Genomic DNA, 19,475 nt, shown 5'->3' with positions numbered 1-19,475 from the left:
GGTGGACGTCCCCACGGCCGACGGCTGATCATCGGAGGCATGACGATGTCGCAGGAGAGGCCGAAGGAGATACTCCACCTCGTCGAGGTCCCGGAGACCGACCCCGAGCTCGCGATGTCGGTCGTTCTCAACCTGAACGACAACAACTCCCCCTCCGACGTGATGGACGTGCTGTCGCTGCGCCCGTTCGCCAGCGGGGAGCAGCCGTGGTCGAAGGCCACCCGGCTGGAGCACGTGCGGGCCGACGCCCCGCTGCGGCCGGACGGCAGCCGGGTGCTGCGGGTGGCCGACGAGGACGGCAAGCACTCGGTGCTCGCCGAGGGCGACGGCTGGATGCTGCTGGCCAACCGCTGGGACGGCGGCAACGCGTACGTGGCGGTGTCGGCGACCACGCCGGAGCTGGCCGAGTCGGTGCTGGAGGACGCGGTACGGGACGCGACCGAGCCCCCCGTGGCCGACGAGACCCAGGTGGAGATGGGCTTCTGGCACATGTCCAAGCACGGTCCGAGCCGCCGCGAGCGGATCATCTCGGCCGACACCTGGGACACGATCCGGGGCAACTACACGGCGCCGGTCACCGAGGCCCTGGACGCGGTGATGGCGCTGGACCGCGACGAGATCTCCGGCCGTCTCCTGCTGCTGCACGGCCCGCCCGGCACCGGCAAGACGACCGCGCTGCGGGCGCTGGCCCGGGCCTGGATCGACTGGTGCCAGGCCGACTGCGTGCTCGACCCCGAGGTGCTGTTCGGCGACCCCGGCTATCTGATGCAGGTGGCCGTCGGCACCGATGACGACGACGAGTCCAAGCGCCGCTGGCGGCTGCTGATCCTGGAGGACTGCGACGAGCTGATCCGCGGCGAGGCCAAGGCGTCCACCGGCCAGGGCCTGTCCCGGCTGCTCAACCTGACCGACGGGATGCTCGGGCAGGGCCGGGACGTGCTGGTGGCGATCACCACCAACGAGGACCTGGCCCGGCTGCACCCGGCGGTGATCAGGCCGGGCCGCTGCCTGGCGCAGATCGAGGTGGGGGCGCTGTCGCAGTCCGAGGCGGTGCGCTGGCTGGACGATCAGGACCATCAGGCCGACCCCGGGGCCGTCGGGCCGGACGGGGCGACGCTGGCCGAGTTGGTCGCGCTGCGCAAGGGCGAGAAGCCGCCCTCCGTGTCCGCCGACACGCCGAGGACCGCCACCGGCTTCTACCTCTGAGACCCGGGGCGCGCCCCGGCGTCCAGGCCACTGGCCGGAATTGGACCTGTCCGGCACCGTGCGCCGCGCGCAGTCTGGAGACATGGACGAGCTTCATCCCCAGACCCGCGCGGCGCATCCGCCCGTCATCCGGCCGGTCGGCAGCCGGCCCCTCACCACTCCCATCTACCAGGGCCATCTGTTCTCGTTCGAGGACGCCGAGACGATGGCCGCCGCCTTCGAGGGCCCGCCCCGGGCGGTCGACGGCGAGGACGGCGGGCACGGCGCGTTCTTCTACAGCCGGCTCGGCAACCCGACGGTCCGCTCGTTCGAGGAGGCCGTGAACACGCTGGAGGGCGGCGCCGGGGCGCTGGCCACCGGGTCCGGCATGGGCGCGGTGAACGCGGTGCTCATGGGCCTGCTGCGGACGGGCGACCATGTGATCGCCCAGAGCTCGCTCTACGGCGGCACCTACGTCCTGCTGCACGACCTCGCCGAACGGTGGGGTGTCGCCGTCACCCACGTGTCGGGCGACGATCCCGAGGAGGTCCGCGCGGCGGTGCGGCCGACGACGCGGCTGCTCTACCTGGAGACCATCACCAACCCCACCACCCGGGTCGTGGACCTGCCCGTGCTGGCCGCGACGGCCCGGGAGGCGGGGGTGCTCACGGTGGTCGACAACACGTTCGCCACGCCGGTGCTGTGCCGTCCGCTGGAGCACGGGGCCGACATCGTGCTGCACTCGGCGACCAAGTACCTGGGCGGGCACTCCGACGTGCTGGCCGGGGTGGTGGTCACCGCGGACCCCGCCGTCCACGATCGGATCTGGCGGCACGCCGTCGAGTTGGGCGCGAGCGTCGACGCGATGACGGCGTGGCTGGCGGTGCGGGGCATGGCCACGTTGCCGCTCCGGGTCGCCCGGCAGTCGGAGAACGCGCTGGCGCTGGCGCGACGGCTGGCGGAGCATCCGGCGGTGGAGCGCGTGCACTACCCCGGGCTCGCCGACCATCCCGACCACGACACCGCGCGGCGGCTCCTGGACGGCGGGTTCGGCGGCGTGCTGTCGGTCGACCTCGTCGGGGGGCGCAAGGCCGGGGAGCTGTTCGTGGAGGGCCTGCGGCTGATCCCGCTGGCCCCGTCGCTGGGCGGCGTGAAGTCGGTCGTCCTGCACCCGGCCGGCACGTCCCATCGGGGCCTGTCCGACGAGGCGCTCATCGCGGCCGGGATCGGCGAGGGCACCGTGCGGTTGGCGCTCGGCATCGAGCACGTCGACGACCTGTGGGCCGACCTGGAACGGGCGCTCGCCGTCGTGGGCGGAGGGGGCTGAGCACGGTGGTCCGATGCGCGTCCCCCCACGGACATCACCGCACCGGACCACCGGCCCGGCCGTGGGCCGCGTCCCCGCGACGCGACCCACGGCCGTGCCCGAGCATCACGCATTCACGGCGATCGGCACATCCGGGGCAGCACGGTCACGCGCACGGAGTTCAGGGCGTCGTCGTGGCGAGCAGCCGGTGGCAGGCGTCGCGGAGACCGTGGAGATCCCTGACCGGTTCCGGGAACTCCACGTACAGATCGAAGGAGCCCGATCCGTCCGGATCGTGGGCGAGGAGGCGCAGCCACAGGCCGTGGCGGTCGAGGGCCAGCGGGCGGACCACGGGGTCATGGGCGACCGGCCCGAACCGGTCCCGGTAGAGCCCCGCCAGCTCCCGGCGGTGGCAGGCGTCGAGGTGGACGAGCATGCCGTGCTCGATCATCACGAACGGGTCGGGGGCGGCCTCCTCGTAGACCTCCGGCTCCAGGACGGCGTGCCCCCACGCGTCGGAGATCTCCACCTCGGCGACCTCCAGGGCCAGCACCGTCCACTCCCCCTCGTCCCCGCGGCCGACGTCCAGCAGTTCCGGGCGGGTGTGCAGGCGGGACAGCCGCACCGCCGCCTCCTTGCGCTCCTCGCCTTCGAGGGCGGTGAGCCAGCCGTGCAGCCACGCCTGGCCGCGCAGCCGGTCGGCCAGCGACACCGGGGCGACGTCCCAGACCCGCAGGGAGGCGGGCAGGTCGGGCTCGTCGTGCAGGGCGGCGACGCTCGGGGATCCGGCGGGCATCAGCAGCAGCGGGCGGCCCGCCCCGTCGGTGGCGTGGGCGGGCACCGGCTCGGCCGGGACCTCGCCGTCGCCGCCACGGGCGTGGTCGTACGCGGTCGTCACCAGAGTGGCGCCCGCGACGCCGTACGCCAGGGTGCGTGCCCGTTCCGCCGCGGTCGGTCGCTTCACGGGATCTCCTCGCCATATAGGTTAGCCTTACCTAAGTAAGGCACACCTTAGTCCTGCGAGGAGGACTGTGAACAGGTCTCGGCCCAAGGTGAGGATCTCCCGGGCGCTCGGCATCCCCCTGACCCCCAAGTGCGTCAAGTACTTCGAGAACCGGCCCTACCCGCCCGGGGAGCACGGCCGGGGTCGCAAGCAGGAGTCCGACTACAAGGTCCGGCTGCGCGAGAAGCAGCGGCTGCGCGCCCAGTACGACCTGCGCGAGACCCAGCTCGCCAACGCCTTCGCCAAGGCGAACCGGGCCCCCGGCAAGACCGGCGAGCTCCTGCTGTCGGACCTCGAACGGCGGCTCGACGCCCTCGTGCTGCGCGCCGGCTTCGCCCGCACCATCTACCAGGCCCGCCAGTTCGTCGTACACCGGCACGTCCTGGTCAACGACCGCCGCGTCGACCGGCCCTCCTTCCGGCTGCGCCCCGGGGACGTCATCACCGTCGCCGAACGCAGCCGGGGCATGGAGGCCTTCCGGGTCGCGGCGGCGGGCGGGCACGCCGAGCACGTCCCGCCCTATCTGGAGGTCCGGCACGACCTGCTCATCGCCCGTCTGGCCCGCCTCCCCGAGCGCGCCGAGATCCCCGTCGTCTGCGACGAGCAACTGGTGGTGGAGTTCTACTCCCGTTCCTGAGCCCCGGTGGCGATGCCGCTACGCCGCGTGATAATTCGCCGCCGCGGGCCGTTCATGCGTCACCATGCGTATCGTTGGGCCGTGAGGCGGCACATCGGCAAGACAGGGCAGTCCACCTCCATGCGCCACGTTCGGGGCGAAACGCCCGAGGAACCACCCCGCCCGCCCCGCCGGCGACCGGCCCGGCGCGGGCGGCGGCTGTGGCTGCGGATCCTGACCGGCAACGTCACCATCACGCTGGTGGCCACCGGTGTCCTGGTCGGCGTCGCCCTCAACATCGGCTCGTTCGACTTCGCCGAGACCGGCCCGCCCGCGATCGCCGAGGCGGATCTGTCCGCCGACGAGATGCTCATGCTGATCAACCGCTCCGACCTGGACGCGGTCACCGCGAACGCCGTCGCCGAGGCCAAACGCCGGGCCTACGAAAAGCGCCTCAAAGACGAGAAGAAGGCCAGGGAACGGGCGGAGTGGTACCGCAAGAACCGCACGAAGATCGAGGCCTCCAAGACCGCCGAGGCATTGCGCACCATCAATCCGAGCGCCGGACAGAACAAGGCGTACGGCAAACAGATGAACGCCCTCAAGGGCTGGTCGGAATGCTGGTCCTCCCTCGAAGAGCTGTGGGACCACGAGAGCGGCTGGAACGAACTGGCCGAGAATCCCTCCAGCGGCGCCTACGGCATCCCGCAGGCGCTGCCCGCCTCCAAGCTCGCCTCGGCGGGCTCGGACTGGCGCACCAGCTCTCCCACCCAGATCGCCTGGGGCCTCGGCTACATCAAGGCCCGCTACAAGGACCCGTGCCGCGCCTGGGGCTTCTGGCAGGCCAATAACTGGTACTGAACGCCCCGCCCGCTCGTGCGTCGAGCGCGGGCGGGGCCGTCCGGTCGGCGCTCAGAGTTCGCCGAAGTCGTCCAGGCGAATGTAGTGATAGCTCCACACCCCGTTGTCGTCCTGCTCATCGCGGAGCCAGCTCTCGAAGCGCTGATCGACCCATTGGATGAACCACAGCTTCGGGCGACCGATGGTGTGGACGTCCGCCTCGCAGTAGTAGTCGCCTCCGTCCAAGGGGCCGCCCACGAGGCGAATGCGGAAAGGGTGAATCGAGGGACCGAGATCGCCAGTCACCCCGGTGTCATTCGCACCTCCTCCTTTCTTTCGCCATGAGATGTCCCCTCTCGCGCCCTTTAAACTCCCTTTACCCGCAGGCCCGGCTCCGCCCCCACGGCGGCGGGACGGTCCGCGCGCCACGGGCCTCGCACGTCGGCCGGCGCATCTTCACCCTCCGCCGGCCCGCTTCGGCCCCTGGGCACCCCGTCGATCCGGTGTAATGGTGAGGACCGGGGTGGTGTAACCCTTACACCCGCACTTGTGCAGGCTGTTTGCGTTTGCTCGACCGTGGGCGTTACCGTGCGCACTCGGCGGAGCATCCCGCCCCGCCCCAGGTCAGAGCCCTAGCCCACCCGTTCCTGACGGAAAGCTGACGTCGATGCCCTCCTCCACCTGGTTCCGGCTGAACGTCGCCAAGCGCGAGCGCGTGCTCGAAGTGGCGATGCGGGAGTTCGGGGAGCACGGCTACTCGACCGGCAGCCTCAACACCATCGCCCGCGAGGCGGGCATCGCCAAGGGCTCGCTGTTCCAGTACTTCACCGACAAGCTGGAGTTCTTCGCCTACGTCTGCGACGAGACCTCCCGGCGGATCCGCGAGGACATGGAACGCCGCATCGCCGCGATCGACCTCGACCAGCCGTTCGAGGGCTGGCTGTTCGACGTGTTCTGCGAGTGGACCGAGTACATGGCCGACCACCCGGCGGAACGGGCCGTCACCGCCGCCACCAACCTCGAGCTGAACAACGACGTGCGCGCGGTGGTCCGCGACACCGCCAACCAGCACTACCTCCAGGTCATCCACCCGGTGCTGGCGCTGTGGCAGGAGCGCGGCGACATCCGACCCGACGCCGACGTGCAGGTCCTGGCCACGCTGATCCTGATGACGCTGCCGTTCCTGGCGATGGCGCCCTACTACGACGGCCTGGACCCGATCCTGGACCTGCGGGGCCGGACGCCGGCGGAGCAGCGTCCGGTGATCCGTCAGATCGTCGACGGGGTGAAGCCGCTGTTCGCGCCGCCGGAGAACGGCTCCGATCGGGGGTAGCCGGGCTACCGCGTGATGACGTAGTCCTCCGGGCGGGCCCTGCGGCTCGACTTCCAGTACTCGAAGGTGAAGCCCGGCCACAGGGTGCGGTTGACGCCGTTGGCGTCCAGGTACCAACTGTCGCAGCCGCCCTCGTTCCACACCGCCCGGCGCAGCCGCCGGTGCAGCCGGTCGTTGAAGGTCCGGACGGCGTCCGGCCGGGGCTCGATGGCGTCGCCCCCCCGGTCGGCGAGCAGCCGCAGGCAGCTCAGGATGTGCTGGAGCTGGACCTCGATCATGAAGACCACCGAGTTGTGCCCCAACCCGGTGTTGGGCCCCAGCAGCATGAAGAAGTTGGGGAAGCCCGGCAGCGTGACGCCGTGGTGGGCCTCGGCGCCCTCGGCCCACAGCTCTTGGAGCTTGACGCCGTTCCGGCCGACGACCTGCTGCTCCATCAGGGCGTCGACCACCTTGAAGCCGGTGCCGTAGATGATGCAGTCGACCTCCAGCTCCCGGCCGTCGGCGGTGACCACCGAGTGCTCGCGGACCTCGGCGATGCCGTCGGTGATCAGGTCGACGTTCGGTCGGGTGAGCGCCGGATAGTAGTCGTTGGACAGCAGCACCCGCTTGCAGCCGATGGTGTAGTCGGGGGTGACCTTGCGGCGCAGCTCCGGGTCGGGGATCTGCTGCGCGAGGTGGCGGCGGGCGAGCAGCTCCATGGGTCCGGAGAGCCGGGGGTCGACGGTGAACCCGACGGCGCGGGCCTCCAGCGCCCAGTAGATGCCGTAGCGGACGGCGCGCGCGGCGCCCGGCACCGTCCGCAGCAGCCGCCGGACGCCCTTGGGGATGGGCTGGTCGGGCTTGGGCTGGATCCACGGGGCGGTGCGCTGGAACAGGTGCAGCCGGGCGGCCCGCTCGGCGATCTTCGGGACGAACTGGATCGCGGACGCGCCGGTGCCGATCACCGCGATGCGCTTGCCGGTGAGGTCGTAGGAGTGGTCCCACTCGGCGGAGTGGAACGCCCGCCCCTTGAACGAGTCCAGCCCGGGGATGTCGGGGAAGGAGGGCACGTGCAGCGCGCCGATGCCGGACACGACGGCCTTGGGCGTGTAGCGCGTCCCGTCGGCGAGGGTGACGTTCCAGCGCCGGGCGTCGTCGTCGTACTCCATGCGCTCGACGCGGCTGCCGTACCGGATGTGCGAGCCGACGGCGTACTTGTCGGCGGTGCGCCGCAGGTAGTCCTTGATCTCGGGCTGCGGCGCGAACATCCGCGTCCACCCGGGGTTGAGCTCGAACGAGAACGAGTACATGTGCGAGGGCACGTCGCAGGCGCACCCGGGGTAGGTGTTCTCGTGCCAGGTGCCGCCCAGGTCGTCGCCCTTCTCCAGGACGACGAAGTCGTGGAAGCCGGACCGGATCAACTGAATGGCCATGCCCAGTCCGCCGAACCCCGAGCCGACGATGACGATCGCGGGATTGCGCTGCTCGCTCATGATCCCCTCACCTCCACGCTGATCTACTCGAAGTAAGTTACCAGGAGTAGGTTACCGATGGTAGGTCTCGGGGTTAGGCTCGTTCCCGTGAGCGGTCCCACAGCCAAGCCGCAGCGTCGACGGCGGATGTCCCGCGCCGAGCGCGAGCGCCAGATGCTCGACGTGGCCAAGGAGGTCTTCGGCGAGCGGGGCTTCCGCGCGACGTCCATGGACGAGATCGCCGAGCGCTGCGGCGTCTCCAAGCCGATGCTGTACGAGTACTTCGGCTCCAAGGACGGGCTGCTCATGGCGGCCATCGACCGCTCCAAGGCCGAGCTGTACGAGGCCACCCTCGCCGCCGTGGAGGGGGCCGCCACACCGCAGGACATGGTCTGGCGGGGCATGCTGGCCTTCTTCGAGTTCATGGACCAGCACAGCAGGTCGTTCGCCATGCTGCTGCAGGAGCCGCTGGTGATGCCCTCCTCCACGGGCGAGGCGATCGAGCAGACCCGGCGGCAGCAGAGCGGACTGATCGCACCGGTGATCGCCGCGCTGTGCCCCGGGCTGCCGGACCTGGCCGTGGAGGCGTACGCCGAGATCATCATCGGCGGCTGCGAGCGGCTGGTGCTGTGGCGGCTGGACCACCCGGAGATCTCCGCCGCCGACGCGGCCCGGTACATGACCGACTTCACCTGGAACGGCCTGAAGAACCATCTGGCCGAACCGCTCTCCACGTCCGGACGGGTCGTGCCAAGATCGGAAAGGTCTCCGGTCGAGGAGGCGGGCTGAGACACCCGGCTCCTCGGCGACCTGTTCCGGACCACCCCTCGGAGGTCGCAATGCCCGTAGCACCCTTCGACGGCGCGCTGGCCGTCGTCACCGGAGCCGGCAGCGGCTTCGGCAGGGCCACCGCGCTGGCCCTTTCCGAACGCGGCGCCACCGTGATCGCGGCCGACGTCGACGGCGACGCCGCCGAGCGCACCGCCGCGCTGGCCGGCGCCCTGGGAGCGGGCGCCACCGCGTACGAGGTGGACGTCTCCGACGGGGCGGCGATGGAGAAGTTCGCCGTCGACGTGCGCGCCGGCCACCGGGTGCCCGACATCGTGGTCAACAACGCGGGGATCGCCGTCATGGGCTCGTTCCTCGACACCGGGGTGGACGACTGGGAGCGGATCCTCGGCGTCAACCTGTGGGGCGTCATCCACGGCTCCCGTCTGTTCGGCGCGCAGATGCTCGAACGCTCGCGCGCCCTGCCGGCCAAGCCGGAGCGGCCCAACAAGGGCGGCCACATCGTCAACATCGCCTCCGCCGCCGCCTACAGCCCCAGCCGTCTGCTGCCCGCCTACTGCACCACCAAGGCGGCGGTGCTGATGCTCAGCGAATGCCTGCGCGGCGAGTTGGCGGGCGCCCGGATCGGCGTCACCGCCGTCTGCCCCGGTTTCTCCGAGACCGGCATCCTCCGCAACGCCACCCTCGTCGGCATGGAGGGGCGGCGCGGCGAGCGCTTCCGCGAGCTGGGCCGGCACGGCCTGCGGCTGCGCCGCTATCCGCCCGAGAAGGTCGCCGAGCGCATCGTCGACGCCATCGTGAAGAACAAGGCGGTCGTGCCGGTCAACGCCGAGGCGCACCTGACGCGCGGTCTGTCCCGCCTCTCCCCCGGCGCGATGCGGCTGCTCGCCAGGGTTCGCGTCGGCTGACCGGTCCCCGTTACTCACACGCGCCGCGAACCTCACCTTCGCGCGTGCGCAACGGCTCTTGACTGCGCGTCTCACAGCAGTGAGGTTGAAACTCTGGCGCCAGGGGTCACAGGCGGGCCCGGCCGTGGTGAGCGGAGGATCTCAGTGACGACGTCTGGCGTACGCTTCGGCCGGCGGATGCGAACCTACGACGAGCTGCGCGCCCGCGCCGCGCGCATCGCCGCCGGGCTGGACGCGCTGGGGGTGGGCGCCGGAGACCGGGTCGCCGTCATGCTCCGCAACGAGCCGGCGTTCCTGGAGGTCACCGAGGCGGCGGGGCTGCTGGGGGCGCTCCCGGTGCCGATCAACTGGCACTGGCGGGCCGCCGAGCTGGACCATCTGCTCACCGACAGCGGCGCCAAGGCGGTGTTCGTCCACACCGACCTGGTCTCGACGGTGGAACGGGCGCTGCCGCCCGGCGTCCGGCTGATCGAGGCGCGGGTGCCGGGCGAGCTGACCGCCGCCTTCGGGCTGCCTCCGAGCGGGGTCACCCGTCGGCACCCGACCCTGGACGAGCTGATCGAGGGGAACGATCCTTGGACGGGCCCCGCCGGCGACACCCCCGCGAGCGTGATCTACACCTCGGGCACCACCGGTCGGCCCAAGGGCATCCGGCGCGTGCCCACCCCGCCGGACAAGCGGCTCCAGTTGGCCATGGGCATCCTGGAGGTGATGGGGCTCACACCTGAGATGCGGACGCTGATCCCCGCGCCGCTGTACCACACGGCCCCGAACGTGCACGCGCTCCTGGCGAGCAGGATGGGCATCGACATGACGGTCATGCCCAGGTTCGACCCCGAGGAGCTGCTCCGCACCGTCGAGCGCAACCGGATCGAGCACGTCCAGCTCGTGCCCACCATGTTCGTGCGGCTGCTGCGGCTGCCCAAGGAGATCCGCGACGAGTACGACGTGTCATCGCTGAAGTCCGTCGTGCACGCCGCCGCCCCCTGCCCGGTGGACGTCAAGCACGCGATGATCGGCTGGTGGGGGCCGATCATCCGCGAGTACTACGGGGGCTCCGAGACCGGGGCCGTCACCGCCTGCGACTCGACCGAGTGGCTGGCCCGCCCCGGCACCGTCGGGCGCGCCCTCTGGGACTGCGACGTCAAGGTGCTGGACGGGTCCGGCGTCGAGCTGCCGCCCGGCGAGGTGGGCGAGGTCTTCCTGCGGCCACCGTCCTTCTGGCCGGACTTCACCTACCTCGGCGACGACGCCAAGCGGCGCGGCATCGAGCGCGACGGCTACCTGACGGTCGGCGACATGGGGCATCTGGACGAGGACGGCTACCTGTTCCTGAGCGACCGGGCGCACGACATGGTGATCTCGGCCGGGGTCAACGTCTATCCCGCCGAGATCGAGGCGTGCCTGATGGGCATGGACGGGGTCGCCGACGCGGCGGTGTTCGGGATCCCCGACGACGATCTGGGCGAGGCGCTCGCGGCCCACGTCGAGCCCCTGCCGCGCGCCCGGCTGACCGCCGACGCGGTGCGCGACCACGTGCGGGCCGCGCTCGCCGGCTACAAGGTGCCGAAGGTCGTGGTGTTCGAGGAGTCGCTGCCCCGCGAGGACTCGGGCAAGCTCTTCAAGCGGCGGCTCCGCGAGCCCTACTGGGCGGACACCGGGCGGCGGATCTAGCGGTCCGTAACGGCTTGACCGATATGCGCGACGATGGCGGACCGCCATTTTGACAGATGCTCAATGCCCACCCGGTCATTCGGCCGACGGTCACGAATCGATGAGGTCCGGTGACGACGAGTCCGCCGGACGACGGGTGCGTCCGGCGGACTCGAATCCGGTGTGCCGTAACCTTCCTCACCGAGGTGACCCGGGCTCTACACCCAGGACACCCCACGCTGTCGCGCGGCCACGTCGTGCGCCTCCTCCTCCAGGGCACGGGCCTCCCCTCGCCCACGCCTGACGCCGATGCCGGGACCGATACCCCCCCTTGAATCGGCTTACACCAGCATTTACCGCCTTACTTTAAGGGTGAATCGCCGGTCACCTACCGCGATCGGCCGGTACGAGTGGCAAAAATTGCTTTAACGAAGATGGCGCAGAACTTCTCGGGTGACCGCGGCCACCTCGTCCAGGCACCGTTCGCGCTGGGCCGCGAGGCCCTTCTCACCCGCCGTCCGCTCGCTGTAGCTGACCGTTATGACCACATTCCTACTGCGAACGGCGATCTGTCCGGTCACCAGCGGCAGCCTCCGGTCGGTCTTGAACCAGTGGAACGCCTGGTCGCCCAGCCCGGACCGGCGCTCCAGCGTCACGGTCCGCTCCTCGGTGACCTTGCCGGCCAGCGTCCACTTGATGCCGAAGTGCCGGCGGGCGCTGTCGATCGCCGTTCCCCCCGTCCCGGAGGGGTAGAGCCGGGCGTCGATCTCCAGCCACCGGTACTCCCCGCCCGCCGTGGGCGTACGGGAGCCGTACGCGCAGTAGGAGAGCGTGTCGTTGCCGCTCATCTCGGGCCGCCCGCCCGGCGCGACCCGGCGGACGGTCTCCGGCGAGACGCTGCGGCAGGCCGGCGGCAGCGAGCGGTACACCGGCTCGACGGCCCCACCGGACGTGCCGGACGCGCCGGGGCCTCCGGACGACGTGCCCGGGACGGTCGCGCCGCCGGAGTCGTCGCCGGTGCGGAACAGGAGGAAGGCCAGGGACGCCACCGCGGCCACCGCGACCCCCGCCGCGACCACCGTCCTGCGCCGGGAGCGGCGCGCCGTCTCCGGAGGCTCCGGCGGCGAGTAGATCCGGTCGAAGTCCCCCGATGATCGAGACAGACCCACGCGCCGCTCCCTCCCCCCGTGCCTCCGTCGTCCGTGCTCACCGAAAGGCTAGGCAAAGCGGGGGGCGCCCGCCAACCGCCCGCCGCGGAAGCCGTGGACCGTCCGTGTCCGTGGGAAGAATGGGGTGATGCTGCTCGTCGAGATCGCCCGCACCTCAGCGGCGGTGGCCGAGACCTCGGCCCGCCGCGGCAAGACCGCCCTGCTGGCCGACTGCCTGCGCGACGCCGGCCCCGCCGACGCCGCCGTCACGGTCGCCTACCTGTCGGGCGAGCTGCCCCAACGGCAGATCGGCGTGGGCTACGCCTCGCTCCGCGAGCTGCCCTCCCCGGCCGCCGAGCCCTCCCTCACCGTGGCCGAGGTCGACACGGCGTTCACCGAGATCGGCGCGGTCGCCGGCAAGGGGTCGGTGACCCGCCGCCGCGAGATGCTCGGCGCGCTGCTGGCCCGCGCCACCCACGACGAGCAGGACTTCCTGATCCGGCTGCTGTCCGGCGAGCTGCGCCAAGGCGCGCTGGCCGGGGTGATGAACGACGCCGTGGCCGCCGCCGCCGAGGTGCCCGCCGCACGGGTACGGCGCGCGGTCATGCTGCGCGGGGCGCTCGGACCGGTCGCCACGGCCGCGCTCGGCGGCGGCGTCGAGGCCCTCGACGCGTTCACCCTCCAGGTGGGTCGGCCGATCAGGCCCATGCTGGCCGCGAGCGCGCCCTCCATCGACGAGGCGCTGGCCAAGCTCGACGGCGGACCGGACGGCAAGCAGGTCGCCGTGGAGTGGAAGCTCGACGGCGTCCGCGCCCAGATCCACCTCGCCGACGGCCGGGTCGGGGTGTTCACCCGCACCCTCGACGACATCACCGCCCGGCTGCCCGAGGTCGTGACGGCGATGGCCGCGCTGCCGGTGCGCGACGCGGTGTTCGACGGGGAGCTGATCGCGCTCCGCCCGGACGGCCGCCCCCACCCGTTCCAGATCACCGGGGCCCGCGCCGCCACCCGCAGCGGCACCGCGACGCCGGAGTCCGTGCCGCTGTCGGTGTTCCTGTTCGACGCGCTGCACCTCGACGGCGAGGATCTGCTCGACCGTCCCGCCGCCGACCGGTACGCCGCCCTGGCCGCGGCCGTCCCCGCCGAGCTGCTGATGCCGCGCCTGGTCACCGGTGCGCCGGACGAGGCCGCCGCGTTCTTCGCCGACGCCGTCGAACGCGGTCACGAGGGCGTGGTGGTCAAGTCGCTCGACACCCCGTACACGGCGGGCCGGCGCGGCGCGGGCTGGGTCAAGGTCAAGCCGCGGCACACCCTCGACCTGGTGGTGCTGGCCGCCGAGTGGGGGCACGGCCGTCGCCGGGGCTTCCTGTCCAACCTGCACCTGGGCGCCCGCGACCCGGAGACCGGCGGGTTCGTCATGCTGGGCAAGACCTTCAAGGGCCTGACCGACGAGCTGCTGGCCTGGCAGACGGAGCGGTTCCGGGAGCTGGCGGTCGAGGAGGACTCCTGGACGGTCCGGCTGCGCCCGGCGCTGGTGGTGGAGATCGCCTTCGACGGTCTCCAGCGCAGCCCCCGCTACCCGGCCGGCCTGGCGCTGCGCTTCGCCCGCGTGCTGCGCTACCGGCCCGACAAGTCCGCCGCCGAGGCCGACACCATCGAGACCGTGCGGAGCATCGCCGCCGTCGCCGACTGACGACGGGCCCGCGCGGGTCAGCCGTTGAAGTGGATCGGGTTGACCAGGTCCGCGTAGATCAACAGGACGCCCATCAACAGGAACGCCGCGGCCATCACGTAGGTGAGCGGCAACGCCTTGGCGACGTCCACGTACCCCGGGTCGGGGCGGCGCAGGACGCGGGCGAAGCCGCGCTTGACCGCCTCCCACAGCGCGCCCGCGATGTGCCCGCCGTCCAGCGGCAGCAGCGGGACCAGGTTGAACATCCCCACGCCGAAGTTGACGGCCGCCAGCACCGAGATGAACCAGGCGACCTTGTCGGTGGTCTGGTGCTCGGAGGCGATGATCTCACCGCCGATCCGGCTGGCGCCCACCACGCCGATCGGGCCCTCCGGATCGCGCTCCGCGCCGCCGAACGCGGCGTCCCAGACGTCGACCATCCGCTGCGGGAGCTGGGCGAGCGCGATCACGGTGCGCTCGGTCATCTCACCCATGTGGTCGACCACCGCGCCCGGACCGAGGCGTTCCCGCTCGACCAGCGGGGAGATGCCGAGGAAGCCGACCTTCTCGGTCCTGTCCTCGTCGTCGAGCGAACGCAGCGTGTTGGTGGTCACGGCGACGTCGACACCGCGCCGGACGCCGTCGGCGTTCTCGATCACGATCGGCACCGTGCGTCCGCCCGAGCCGCGGATCAGCTTCTGCAACTGGGCGTAGTCGGAGATCGGCCGTCCGTCGTAGGAGACGAAGCGGTCGCCGGGACGCAGGCCCACCGCGGCGGCCGGGGTCAGCGGCTCACCGGCCCGGCAGTCCCGCCCGGCCTCGGCGGCCGGGATGGTGCACTTGGACACCGTGCTGATCACCGGCTGCGGCCGGTCCACCCCGAAGCCCATGATCAGGATGGCGAAGAACAGCACCGCCAGCGCGATGTTCATCGCGGGCCCGGCGAACATGATGATGAGCTTCTGCCACCACTTCTTGCCGTAGAAGACCCGGTCGCCGTCGTCGGGGCCGACCTCCTCCAGCGCCGCCCCGCGGGCCGAGTCGATCAACCCCTGGAACGGGCCGGTGCGCATGCTGCGGACGGTCCCGGCGGCGTCGCCCTTGCGGGGCGGCAGCATCCCGATCATCCGGATGTAACCGCCGAACGGCAGCCACTTGATGCCGTACTCGGTCTCGCCCTTGCGCCGGGACCACAGCGTCGGCCCGAACCCCACCATGAACTGGGTGGTCCGAACGCCGAAGAGCTTGGCGAAGCTGAAGTGGCCCAGCTCGTGCAGCGCGATCGACAGCATGAGCAGCAGGAAGAACAGCAGCGCGCCGCCCAGCACGATGAGCGACTCCATGGACCCTCCGATGATCTCCGCGACGGACCAAGCCTATGTGATGAATCGGGCCGCGAAGGGTCACGCGAGGAAGCCGCGCAGCAGGGCGGCGGTGCCCTCCAGGTGCTCGACCACCGCGCGGCGGGCCGCCTCCGGGTCGCCCGCCAGGATGGCGTCCACGATCGCGACGTGCTGGGCTGCCGAGTGCTCGATGTTGCGGCGCAGCACGGGGATGGCGTTGAGCAGGTCGGTGACCCGCATCCGGGCGTCGGCGCACGCCGTGGACAGCAGCGTGGAGCCGGTCAGCTCGGCGATGGTGAGGTGGAAGCGGGCGTCGAGCCTTCGGTACTCGGCGGCGTCGGCGGTGTTGACCCCGTCCAGCGCCCAGCGCAGCCGGGCCGCCCGCTGGTCGGTCAGCCCCGAGGAGGCCAGCAGTTGGGCCGCGCCGGTCTCCACCGCCATCCGGTAGGTGAGGGCGTCGGTGAGCTGCTCCACCTGGCCTTCGGCGACCCGGGCCAGGTCGCCGCGCCGGGGCCGGGGCGTCCGGTAGATGACGAAGGTGCCGCCGGAGCGGCCGCGTCGGGACTCCACGTAGCCCTCCTCTTGGAGGGCGCGGATCGCCTCCCGAAGGGTGACCCGGCTGACGCCGAGCCGGGGCGCCAGCTCCCGTTCGGGCGGCAGTCGGTCGCCGTGCGCCACCACGCCGAGTTTGATCACCTGGAGGAGCCGTTCGACGGTCTCCTCGAACGCGTTGCCTGCCCGGACGGGCCGGAGCACCGCCGCGAGCGGGTCGAGGCCTCCCGGCGGGCCCTGCACCTGGTCGTCGGTCTCGCTCAGCATGGCCGCCCTTCGGTGCTGGTTCAGGCCGTCCCGGGGGCAACGTTACATGCAGGTCGCCGACTGCCCGAGGGCTCCCGCCGACGCTCTACCCCGTTCCCCGAAAGCTCCAACCACGACGATCCGCACCACGGCACGACCCCCGCCACGCCCCACCCCACGGACCACCCAACGCCCCCACCACGACGACCCGCACCACGGCACGACCCCGGCCACGCCCCACCCAACACCCCCACCACGACGACCCGCGCCCCACCGCACGGACCACCCAACGCTCCCACCACGACGGCCCGCGCCGCGGCGGGAGCGGGGTGTGTGACCCGGGCGTGCGAGGCGGTGCCCGGGTTGCTAGCCTGATCCGAGCCCATGACCCCGAGCGGGAGAGCGTCCTCGCAGCCGGCGAGGGCCGCCGAAGGAGCAACTCCTCCCCGGAACCTCTCAGGCCCACGGACCGCACGGGACAGGCGACCTCTGGAAAGAGGGGACCGGCAGGTTCCCCGCCGAAGGTGAAAGCGGCCCGCACACCGCGGGACGTGAAACTCTCAGGCGCCGATGACAGAGGGGGAGGCACCGCCAACGCCTGGTGCGAGTGGGAGCATGTGACCAGCGCACCGCGACAAGGAGCCGACCCGTGCCTGCCGACCACGCCACTGCCAAGAAGACGCCGTTGTACGACGTCCATCGCGACCTCGGCGCCAACCTCGTCGACTTCGCCGGGTATCTGATGCCGCTGCGCTATGCGAGCGAGACCGCCGAGCACCACGCGGTCCGCACCGGCGCGGGCCTGTTCGACCTGTCCCACATGGGCGAGATCTTCATCGAGGGGCCGCAGGCCGCCGAGGCCCTCGACCACGCCCTGGTGGGCGACCTGTCGGCGGTCACGGTGGGCCGCGCCCGCTACACGATGATCTGCGCGCCCGACGGCGGGGTGCTGGACGACCTGATCGTCTACCGGCTGGAGGACGAGCGGTTCCTCGTCGTCGCCAACGCCGCCAACACCGCCACCGTGCGCGAGGCTCTGCTCGAACGCGTCGGGGGCTTCGAGGCCGCCCTCGACGACCGCTCGGACGACTACGCGCTGATCGCCCTCCAGGGCCCGCAGGCGCAGGCGATCCTGGCCCAGTTCACCGAGGCCCCGCTGGAGGGGCTCAAGTACTACGCCTGGCTGCGCGGCCGTGTCGCGGGCGCCGAGGCGCTGATCGCCCGTACCGGCTACACCGGCGAGGACGGCTTCGAGCTGTTCGTCGCGAACGCCGACGCCGTGGCGCTGTGGAACGACCTCGCCCTCGTGGAAGGCGTGCTGCCGACCGGGCTGTCGGCCCGTGACACGTTGCGGCTGGAGGCGGGCATGCCGTTGTACGGCAACGAGCTGACGACCGAGACGACGCCGTACGAGGCGGGTCTGGGCCGGGTCGTCAAGCTGGGCAAGCCCGGCGACTTCGTGGGTAGGAAGGCGCTGGCGGACCGCGCGGCCACCCCGCCGGACCGTAGGCTCGTGGGGCTGGTGGCGCAGGGTCGCCGCGCGCCCCGCAAGGGGTACGAGGTCGTGACGGCGGACGGCACCCCGTGCGGCGTCGTGACCAGCGGCGCCCCGTCGCCCACGCTGGGCAGGCCGATCGCGATGGCCTACGTGGACACCGCGGCCGTCGAGGGCGGCGGTCTCGCCGTCGACGTCCGCGGCAGGCGCGAACCGGTGGACGTGGTCGACCTGCCGTTCTACAAGCGTTCCTGACAGCACCGAGAGAGAGTGATCGTGAGCGTTCCTGAGCAGCTCCGTTACAGCGAAGAGCACGAGTGGGTGGCCGGCCTCGACAACGAGGACCGTGTGGTGACCATCGGCATCACCGCGCACGCCGCGGACGCGCTGGGCGAGATCGTCTATCTGGAGTTGCACTCCGGCGAGGGCGACACGGTGGAGGCGGGCGAGCCCTGCGGCGAGGTCGAGTCGACCAAGTCGGTGAGCGACCTCTACTCGCCGGTCAGCGGGGAGATCACCGCCATCAACCAGGCGGTCGTGGACGAGCCGAAGGTGATCAACGACGACCCGTACGGCGAGGGCTGGATCTTCAAGGTCCGCGTCGAGGGCGAGCCCGGGGACCTGCTGGACGCCGAGGCCTACGGCAAGCTGATCGAGGAGTCCTGATGACCTCCGCCATGTACGCGTCGCTGGCCGCCGTCGACCCGCAGATCGCCGAGGCCGTCGACGCCGAGCTGCGCCGCCAGCAGTCGACGCTGGAGATGATCGCCTCCGAGAACTTCGCCCCGGTCTCGGTGCTGGAGGCGCAGGGCTCGGTGCTGACCAACAAGTACGCCGAGGGCTACCCCGGCCGGCGCTACTACGGCGGCTGCGAGTACGTCGACGTCGCCGAGCAGTTGGCGATCGACCGGGCCAAGGAGCTGTTCGGGGCCGAGCACGCCAACGTCCAGCCGCACTCGGGCGCGCAGGCCAACACGGCGGTGTACTTCGCGCTGCTGAGCCACGGCGACACGATCCTGGGCCTGGACCTGGCGCACGGCGGGCACCTGACCCACGGCATGCGCATCAACTACTCCGGCAAGACGCTGAACGTCGTCCCCTACCACGTGCGCGCCGAGGACGGCCGGGTGGACATGGACGAGGTGGCCGCGCTGGCCGCCGAGCACCGTCCGAAGATGATCGTGGCGGGCTGGTCGGCGTACCCCCGGCAGTTGGACTTCGCCGAGTTCCGGCGGATCGCCGACTCGGTGGACGCGCTGCTGATGGTGGACATGGCGCACTTCGCCGGGCTGGTGGCCGCCGGGCTGCACCCCTCCCCGGTGCCGCACGCCGACATCGTCACCACCACGACGCACAAGACGCTGGGCGGCCCGCGCGGCGGCCTGATCCTGTGCCGTCAGGAGTACGCCAAGAAGATCAACTCCGCCGTGTTCCCCGGGATGCAGGGCGGCCCGCTGGAGCACGTGATCGCGGCCAAGGCGGTGGCCCTGAAGATCGCCGGCTCGGACGAGTTCCGCGAGCGGCAGGCCCGCACGATCGAGGGCGCCAGGCTGCTGGCCGACCGGCTGTCGGCGGAGGACTCCGCCAAGGCCGGGGTGAAGGTGCTGACCGGCGGCACCGACGTCCACCTGGTCCTGGTCGACCTGGTGGATTCGGAGCTGACGGGTCGGGACGCGGAGGACCTGCTGCACTCCATCGGCATCACGGTCAACCGCAACGCCGTGCCCAACGACCCGCGTCCCCCGATGGTGACCTCGGGTCTGCGGATCGGCACCCCCGCGCTGGCCACCCGGGGCTTCACGGCCGAGGACTTCGCCGAGGTCGCCGACGTCATCGCGCTGGCGCTGCAGCCGGGCCCGGACACCGCCGCGCTGTCGGCCCGGGTCTGCGCGCTGGCCGACAAGCACCCCCTCTACCCCGGCCTGTGATCGTCCG

Annotated in this window: 18 protein-coding genes and 2 riboswitches; of the genes, 12 read left to right on the top strand and 6 right to left on the bottom strand. The window is 71.7% G+C overall.

Annotated elements, in window-relative coordinates:
- Positions 1-39: 39 nt before the first annotated feature.
- Both DFJ69_RS20545 and DFJ69_RS20540 read left to right on the top strand, forming a co-directional pair.
- Entirely contained in the window at positions 40-1,206 is a 1,167-nt protein-coding gene (locus DFJ69_RS20545) for a DUF5925 domain-containing protein (protein WP_342769870.1), read from the top strand.
- Positions 1,207-1,288: 82 nt separating this feature from the next.
- The gene (locus DFJ69_RS20540) at positions 1,289-2,512 is read left to right on the top strand and encodes a trans-sulfuration enzyme family protein (RefSeq protein ID WP_116024109.1); all 1,224 of its coding nucleotides are present in this window, start codon (positions 1,289-1,291) and stop codon (positions 2,510-2,512) included.
- 160 nt (positions 2,513-2,672) lie between these two features.
- Here the strand turns inward: DFJ69_RS20540 and DFJ69_RS20535 are convergent, their stop codons facing one another.
- On the bottom strand, positions 2,673-3,455 hold the full coding sequence (locus DFJ69_RS20535) for a DUF2470 domain-containing protein (protein WP_245974485.1): 783 nt from the start codon (positions 3,453-3,455) through the stop codon (positions 2,673-2,675).
- 67 nt (positions 3,456-3,522) lie between these two features.
- Here DFJ69_RS20535 and rpsD point away from each other — a divergent pair, with 67 nt between their 5' ends.
- Together rpsD and DFJ69_RS34955 are read left to right on the top strand one after the other, a co-directional pair.
- Positions 3,523-4,131: a 30S ribosomal protein S4 gene (rpsD, locus tag DFJ69_RS20530; protein ID WP_116024107.1), complete on the top strand. Its 609-nt coding sequence runs from the start codon at positions 3,523-3,525 to the stop codon at positions 4,129-4,131.
- 81 nt (positions 4,132-4,212) lie between these two features.
- Positions 4,213-4,971, top strand: a complete 759-nt coding sequence (locus tag DFJ69_RS34955) for an aggregation-promoting factor C-terminal-like domain-containing protein (RefSeq protein WP_147312377.1) — start codon at positions 4,213-4,215, stop codon at positions 4,969-4,971.
- Between the two features lie 51 nt (positions 4,972-5,022).
- Here the strand turns inward: DFJ69_RS34955 and DFJ69_RS20520 are convergent, their stop codons facing one another.
- Entirely contained in the window at positions 5,023-5,208 is a 186-nt protein-coding gene (locus DFJ69_RS20520; RefSeq protein WP_147312376.1) for a hypothetical protein, read from the bottom strand.
- A gap of 409 nt (positions 5,209-5,617) precedes the next feature.
- On the opposite strand from DFJ69_RS20520, the gene DFJ69_RS20515 reads away from it, so the two are divergent.
- Positions 5,618-6,283 (top strand): TetR/AcrR family transcriptional regulator, encoded by a 666-nt coding sequence (locus DFJ69_RS20515; protein ID WP_116024104.1) that lies wholly within the window; start codon positions 5,618-5,620, stop codon positions 6,281-6,283.
- Positions 6,284-6,288: 5 nt separating this feature from the next.
- On the opposite strand, the gene DFJ69_RS20510 is transcribed toward DFJ69_RS20515, so the two are convergent.
- A complete protein-coding gene (locus DFJ69_RS20510) occupies positions 6,289-7,755 on the bottom strand; it encodes a flavin-containing monooxygenase (protein WP_116024103.1) in 1,467 nt (488 codons plus the stop codon).
- 87 nt (positions 7,756-7,842) lie between these two features.
- Between DFJ69_RS20510 and DFJ69_RS20505 the strand changes: the two genes are divergently transcribed.
- The 3 genes from DFJ69_RS20505 to DFJ69_RS20495 all read left to right on the top strand — a co-directional run bounded on the left by DFJ69_RS20505 (position 7,843) and on the right by DFJ69_RS20495 (position 11,105).
- Complete coding sequence (locus DFJ69_RS20505; RefSeq protein ID WP_245974484.1) at positions 7,843-8,523, top strand: TetR/AcrR family transcriptional regulator; 681 nt, start codon at positions 7,843-7,845, stop codon at positions 8,521-8,523.
- A 50-nt stretch (positions 8,524-8,573) separates the two neighbouring features.
- A complete protein-coding gene (locus tag DFJ69_RS20500) occupies positions 8,574-9,431 on the top strand; it encodes an SDR family NAD(P)-dependent oxidoreductase (RefSeq protein ID WP_116024101.1) in 858 nt (285 codons plus the stop codon).
- A 177-nt stretch (positions 9,432-9,608) separates the two neighbouring features.
- Positions 9,609-11,105 (top strand): AMP-binding protein, encoded by a 1,497-nt coding sequence (locus DFJ69_RS20495; RefSeq protein ID WP_116024100.1) that lies wholly within the window; start codon positions 9,609-9,611, stop codon positions 11,103-11,105.
- Positions 11,106-11,509: 404 nt separating this feature from the next.
- Here the strand turns inward: DFJ69_RS20495 and DFJ69_RS20490 are convergent, their stop codons facing one another.
- Positions 11,510-12,253 (bottom strand): hypothetical protein, encoded by a 744-nt coding sequence (locus DFJ69_RS20490; RefSeq protein ID WP_116024099.1) that lies wholly within the window; start codon positions 12,251-12,253, stop codon positions 11,510-11,512.
- A 127-nt stretch (positions 12,254-12,380) separates the two neighbouring features.
- Here DFJ69_RS20490 and DFJ69_RS20485 point away from each other — a divergent pair, with 127 nt between their 5' ends.
- Positions 12,381-13,925, top strand: coding sequence for an ATP-dependent DNA ligase (locus DFJ69_RS20485; RefSeq protein ID WP_116024098.1), 1,545 nt, complete (start codon positions 12,381-12,383; stop codon positions 13,923-13,925).
- Positions 13,926-13,942: 17 nt separating this feature from the next.
- On the opposite strand, the gene DFJ69_RS20480 is transcribed toward DFJ69_RS20485, so the two are convergent.
- Both DFJ69_RS20480 and DFJ69_RS20475 read right to left on the bottom strand, forming a co-directional pair.
- A complete protein-coding gene (locus DFJ69_RS20480) occupies positions 13,943-15,247 on the bottom strand; it encodes a M50 family metallopeptidase (protein ID WP_116024097.1) in 1,305 nt (434 codons plus the stop codon).
- 60 nt (positions 15,248-15,307) lie between these two features.
- Entirely contained in the window at positions 15,308-16,066 is a 759-nt protein-coding gene (locus tag DFJ69_RS20475) for a FadR/GntR family transcriptional regulator (RefSeq protein ID WP_116024096.1), read from the bottom strand.
- Between the two features lie 364 nt (positions 16,067-16,430).
- Positions 16,431-16,527: riboswitch (glycine riboswitch) on the top strand.
- A 4-nt stretch (positions 16,528-16,531) separates the two neighbouring features.
- A riboswitch (glycine riboswitch) is annotated at positions 16,532-16,625 on the top strand.
- A 69-nt stretch (positions 16,626-16,694) separates the two neighbouring features.
- On the opposite strand from DFJ69_RS20475, the gene gcvT reads away from it, so the two are divergent.
- The 3 genes from gcvT to DFJ69_RS20460 are packed head-to-tail and all read left to right on the top strand — an operon-like array spanning position 16,695 to position 19,468.
- Positions 16,695-17,795 (top strand): glycine cleavage system aminomethyltransferase GcvT, encoded by a 1,101-nt coding sequence (gcvT, locus tag DFJ69_RS20470; protein ID WP_116024095.1) that lies wholly within the window; start codon positions 16,695-16,697, stop codon positions 17,793-17,795.
- Positions 17,796-17,816: 21 nt separating this feature from the next.
- Positions 17,817-18,206, top strand: coding sequence for a glycine cleavage system protein GcvH (gcvH, locus tag DFJ69_RS20465; RefSeq protein ID WP_116026763.1), 390 nt, complete (start codon positions 17,817-17,819; stop codon positions 18,204-18,206).
- Positions 18,206-19,468 carry a serine hydroxymethyltransferase gene (locus DFJ69_RS20460; RefSeq protein ID WP_116024094.1) on the top strand — a complete coding sequence of 421 codons (1,263 nt, stop codon included), beginning with the start codon at positions 18,206-18,208 and terminating at the stop codon, positions 19,466-19,468. Before gcvH ends, DFJ69_RS20460 begins: the two co-directional genes overlap by 1 nt.
- Positions 19,469-19,475 lie beyond the last annotated feature (7 nt).

The sequence above is a fragment of the Thermomonospora umbrina genome (assembly GCF_003386555.1).
Lineage (GTDB): Bacteria > Actinomycetota > Actinomycetes > Streptosporangiales > Streptosporangiaceae > Thermomonospora > Thermomonospora umbrina.
The sequence above is the reverse complement of the archived record's forward strand: the minus strand, read 5'-3'. Positions and strand labels throughout refer to the sequence as shown.

What these genes read in the sequence shown, in the direction of transcription:
- DFJ69_RS20545 (WP_342769870.1), top strand. Translation starts at nt 40, where the DNA reads ATGACGATGTCGCAGGAGAGGCCGAAGGAGATACTCCACCTCGTCGAG.
- DFJ69_RS20510 (WP_116024103.1), bottom strand. Translation starts at nt 7,755, where the DNA reads ATGAGCGAGCAGCGCAATCCCGCGATCGTCATCGTCGGCTCGGGGTTC.
- DFJ69_RS20515 (WP_116024104.1), top strand. Translation starts at nt 5,618, where the DNA reads ATGCCCTCCTCCACCTGGTTCCGGCTGAACGTCGCCAAGCGCGAGCGC.
- DFJ69_RS20540 (WP_116024109.1), top strand. Translation starts at nt 1,289, where the DNA reads ATGGACGAGCTTCATCCCCAGACCCGCGCGGCGCATCCGCCCGTCATC.
- DFJ69_RS20500 (WP_116024101.1), top strand. Translation starts at nt 8,574, where the DNA reads ATGCCCGTAGCACCCTTCGACGGCGCGCTGGCCGTCGTCACCGGAGCC.
- DFJ69_RS20495 (WP_116024100.1), top strand. Translation starts at nt 9,609, where the DNA reads ATGCGAACCTACGACGAGCTGCGCGCCCGCGCCGCGCGCATCGCCGCC.
- DFJ69_RS20485 (WP_116024098.1), top strand. Translation starts at nt 12,381, where the DNA reads ATGCTGCTCGTCGAGATCGCCCGCACCTCAGCGGCGGTGGCCGAGACC.
- DFJ69_RS20475 (WP_116024096.1), bottom strand. Translation starts at nt 16,066, where the DNA reads ATGCTGAGCGAGACCGACGACCAGGTGCAGGGCCCGCCGGGAGGCCTC.
- DFJ69_RS20480 (WP_116024097.1), bottom strand. Translation starts at nt 15,247, where the DNA reads ATGGAGTCGCTCATCGTGCTGGGCGGCGCGCTGCTGTTCTTCCTGCTG.
- DFJ69_RS20460 (WP_116024094.1), top strand. Translation starts at nt 18,206, where the DNA reads ATGACCTCCGCCATGTACGCGTCGCTGGCCGCCGTCGACCCGCAGATC.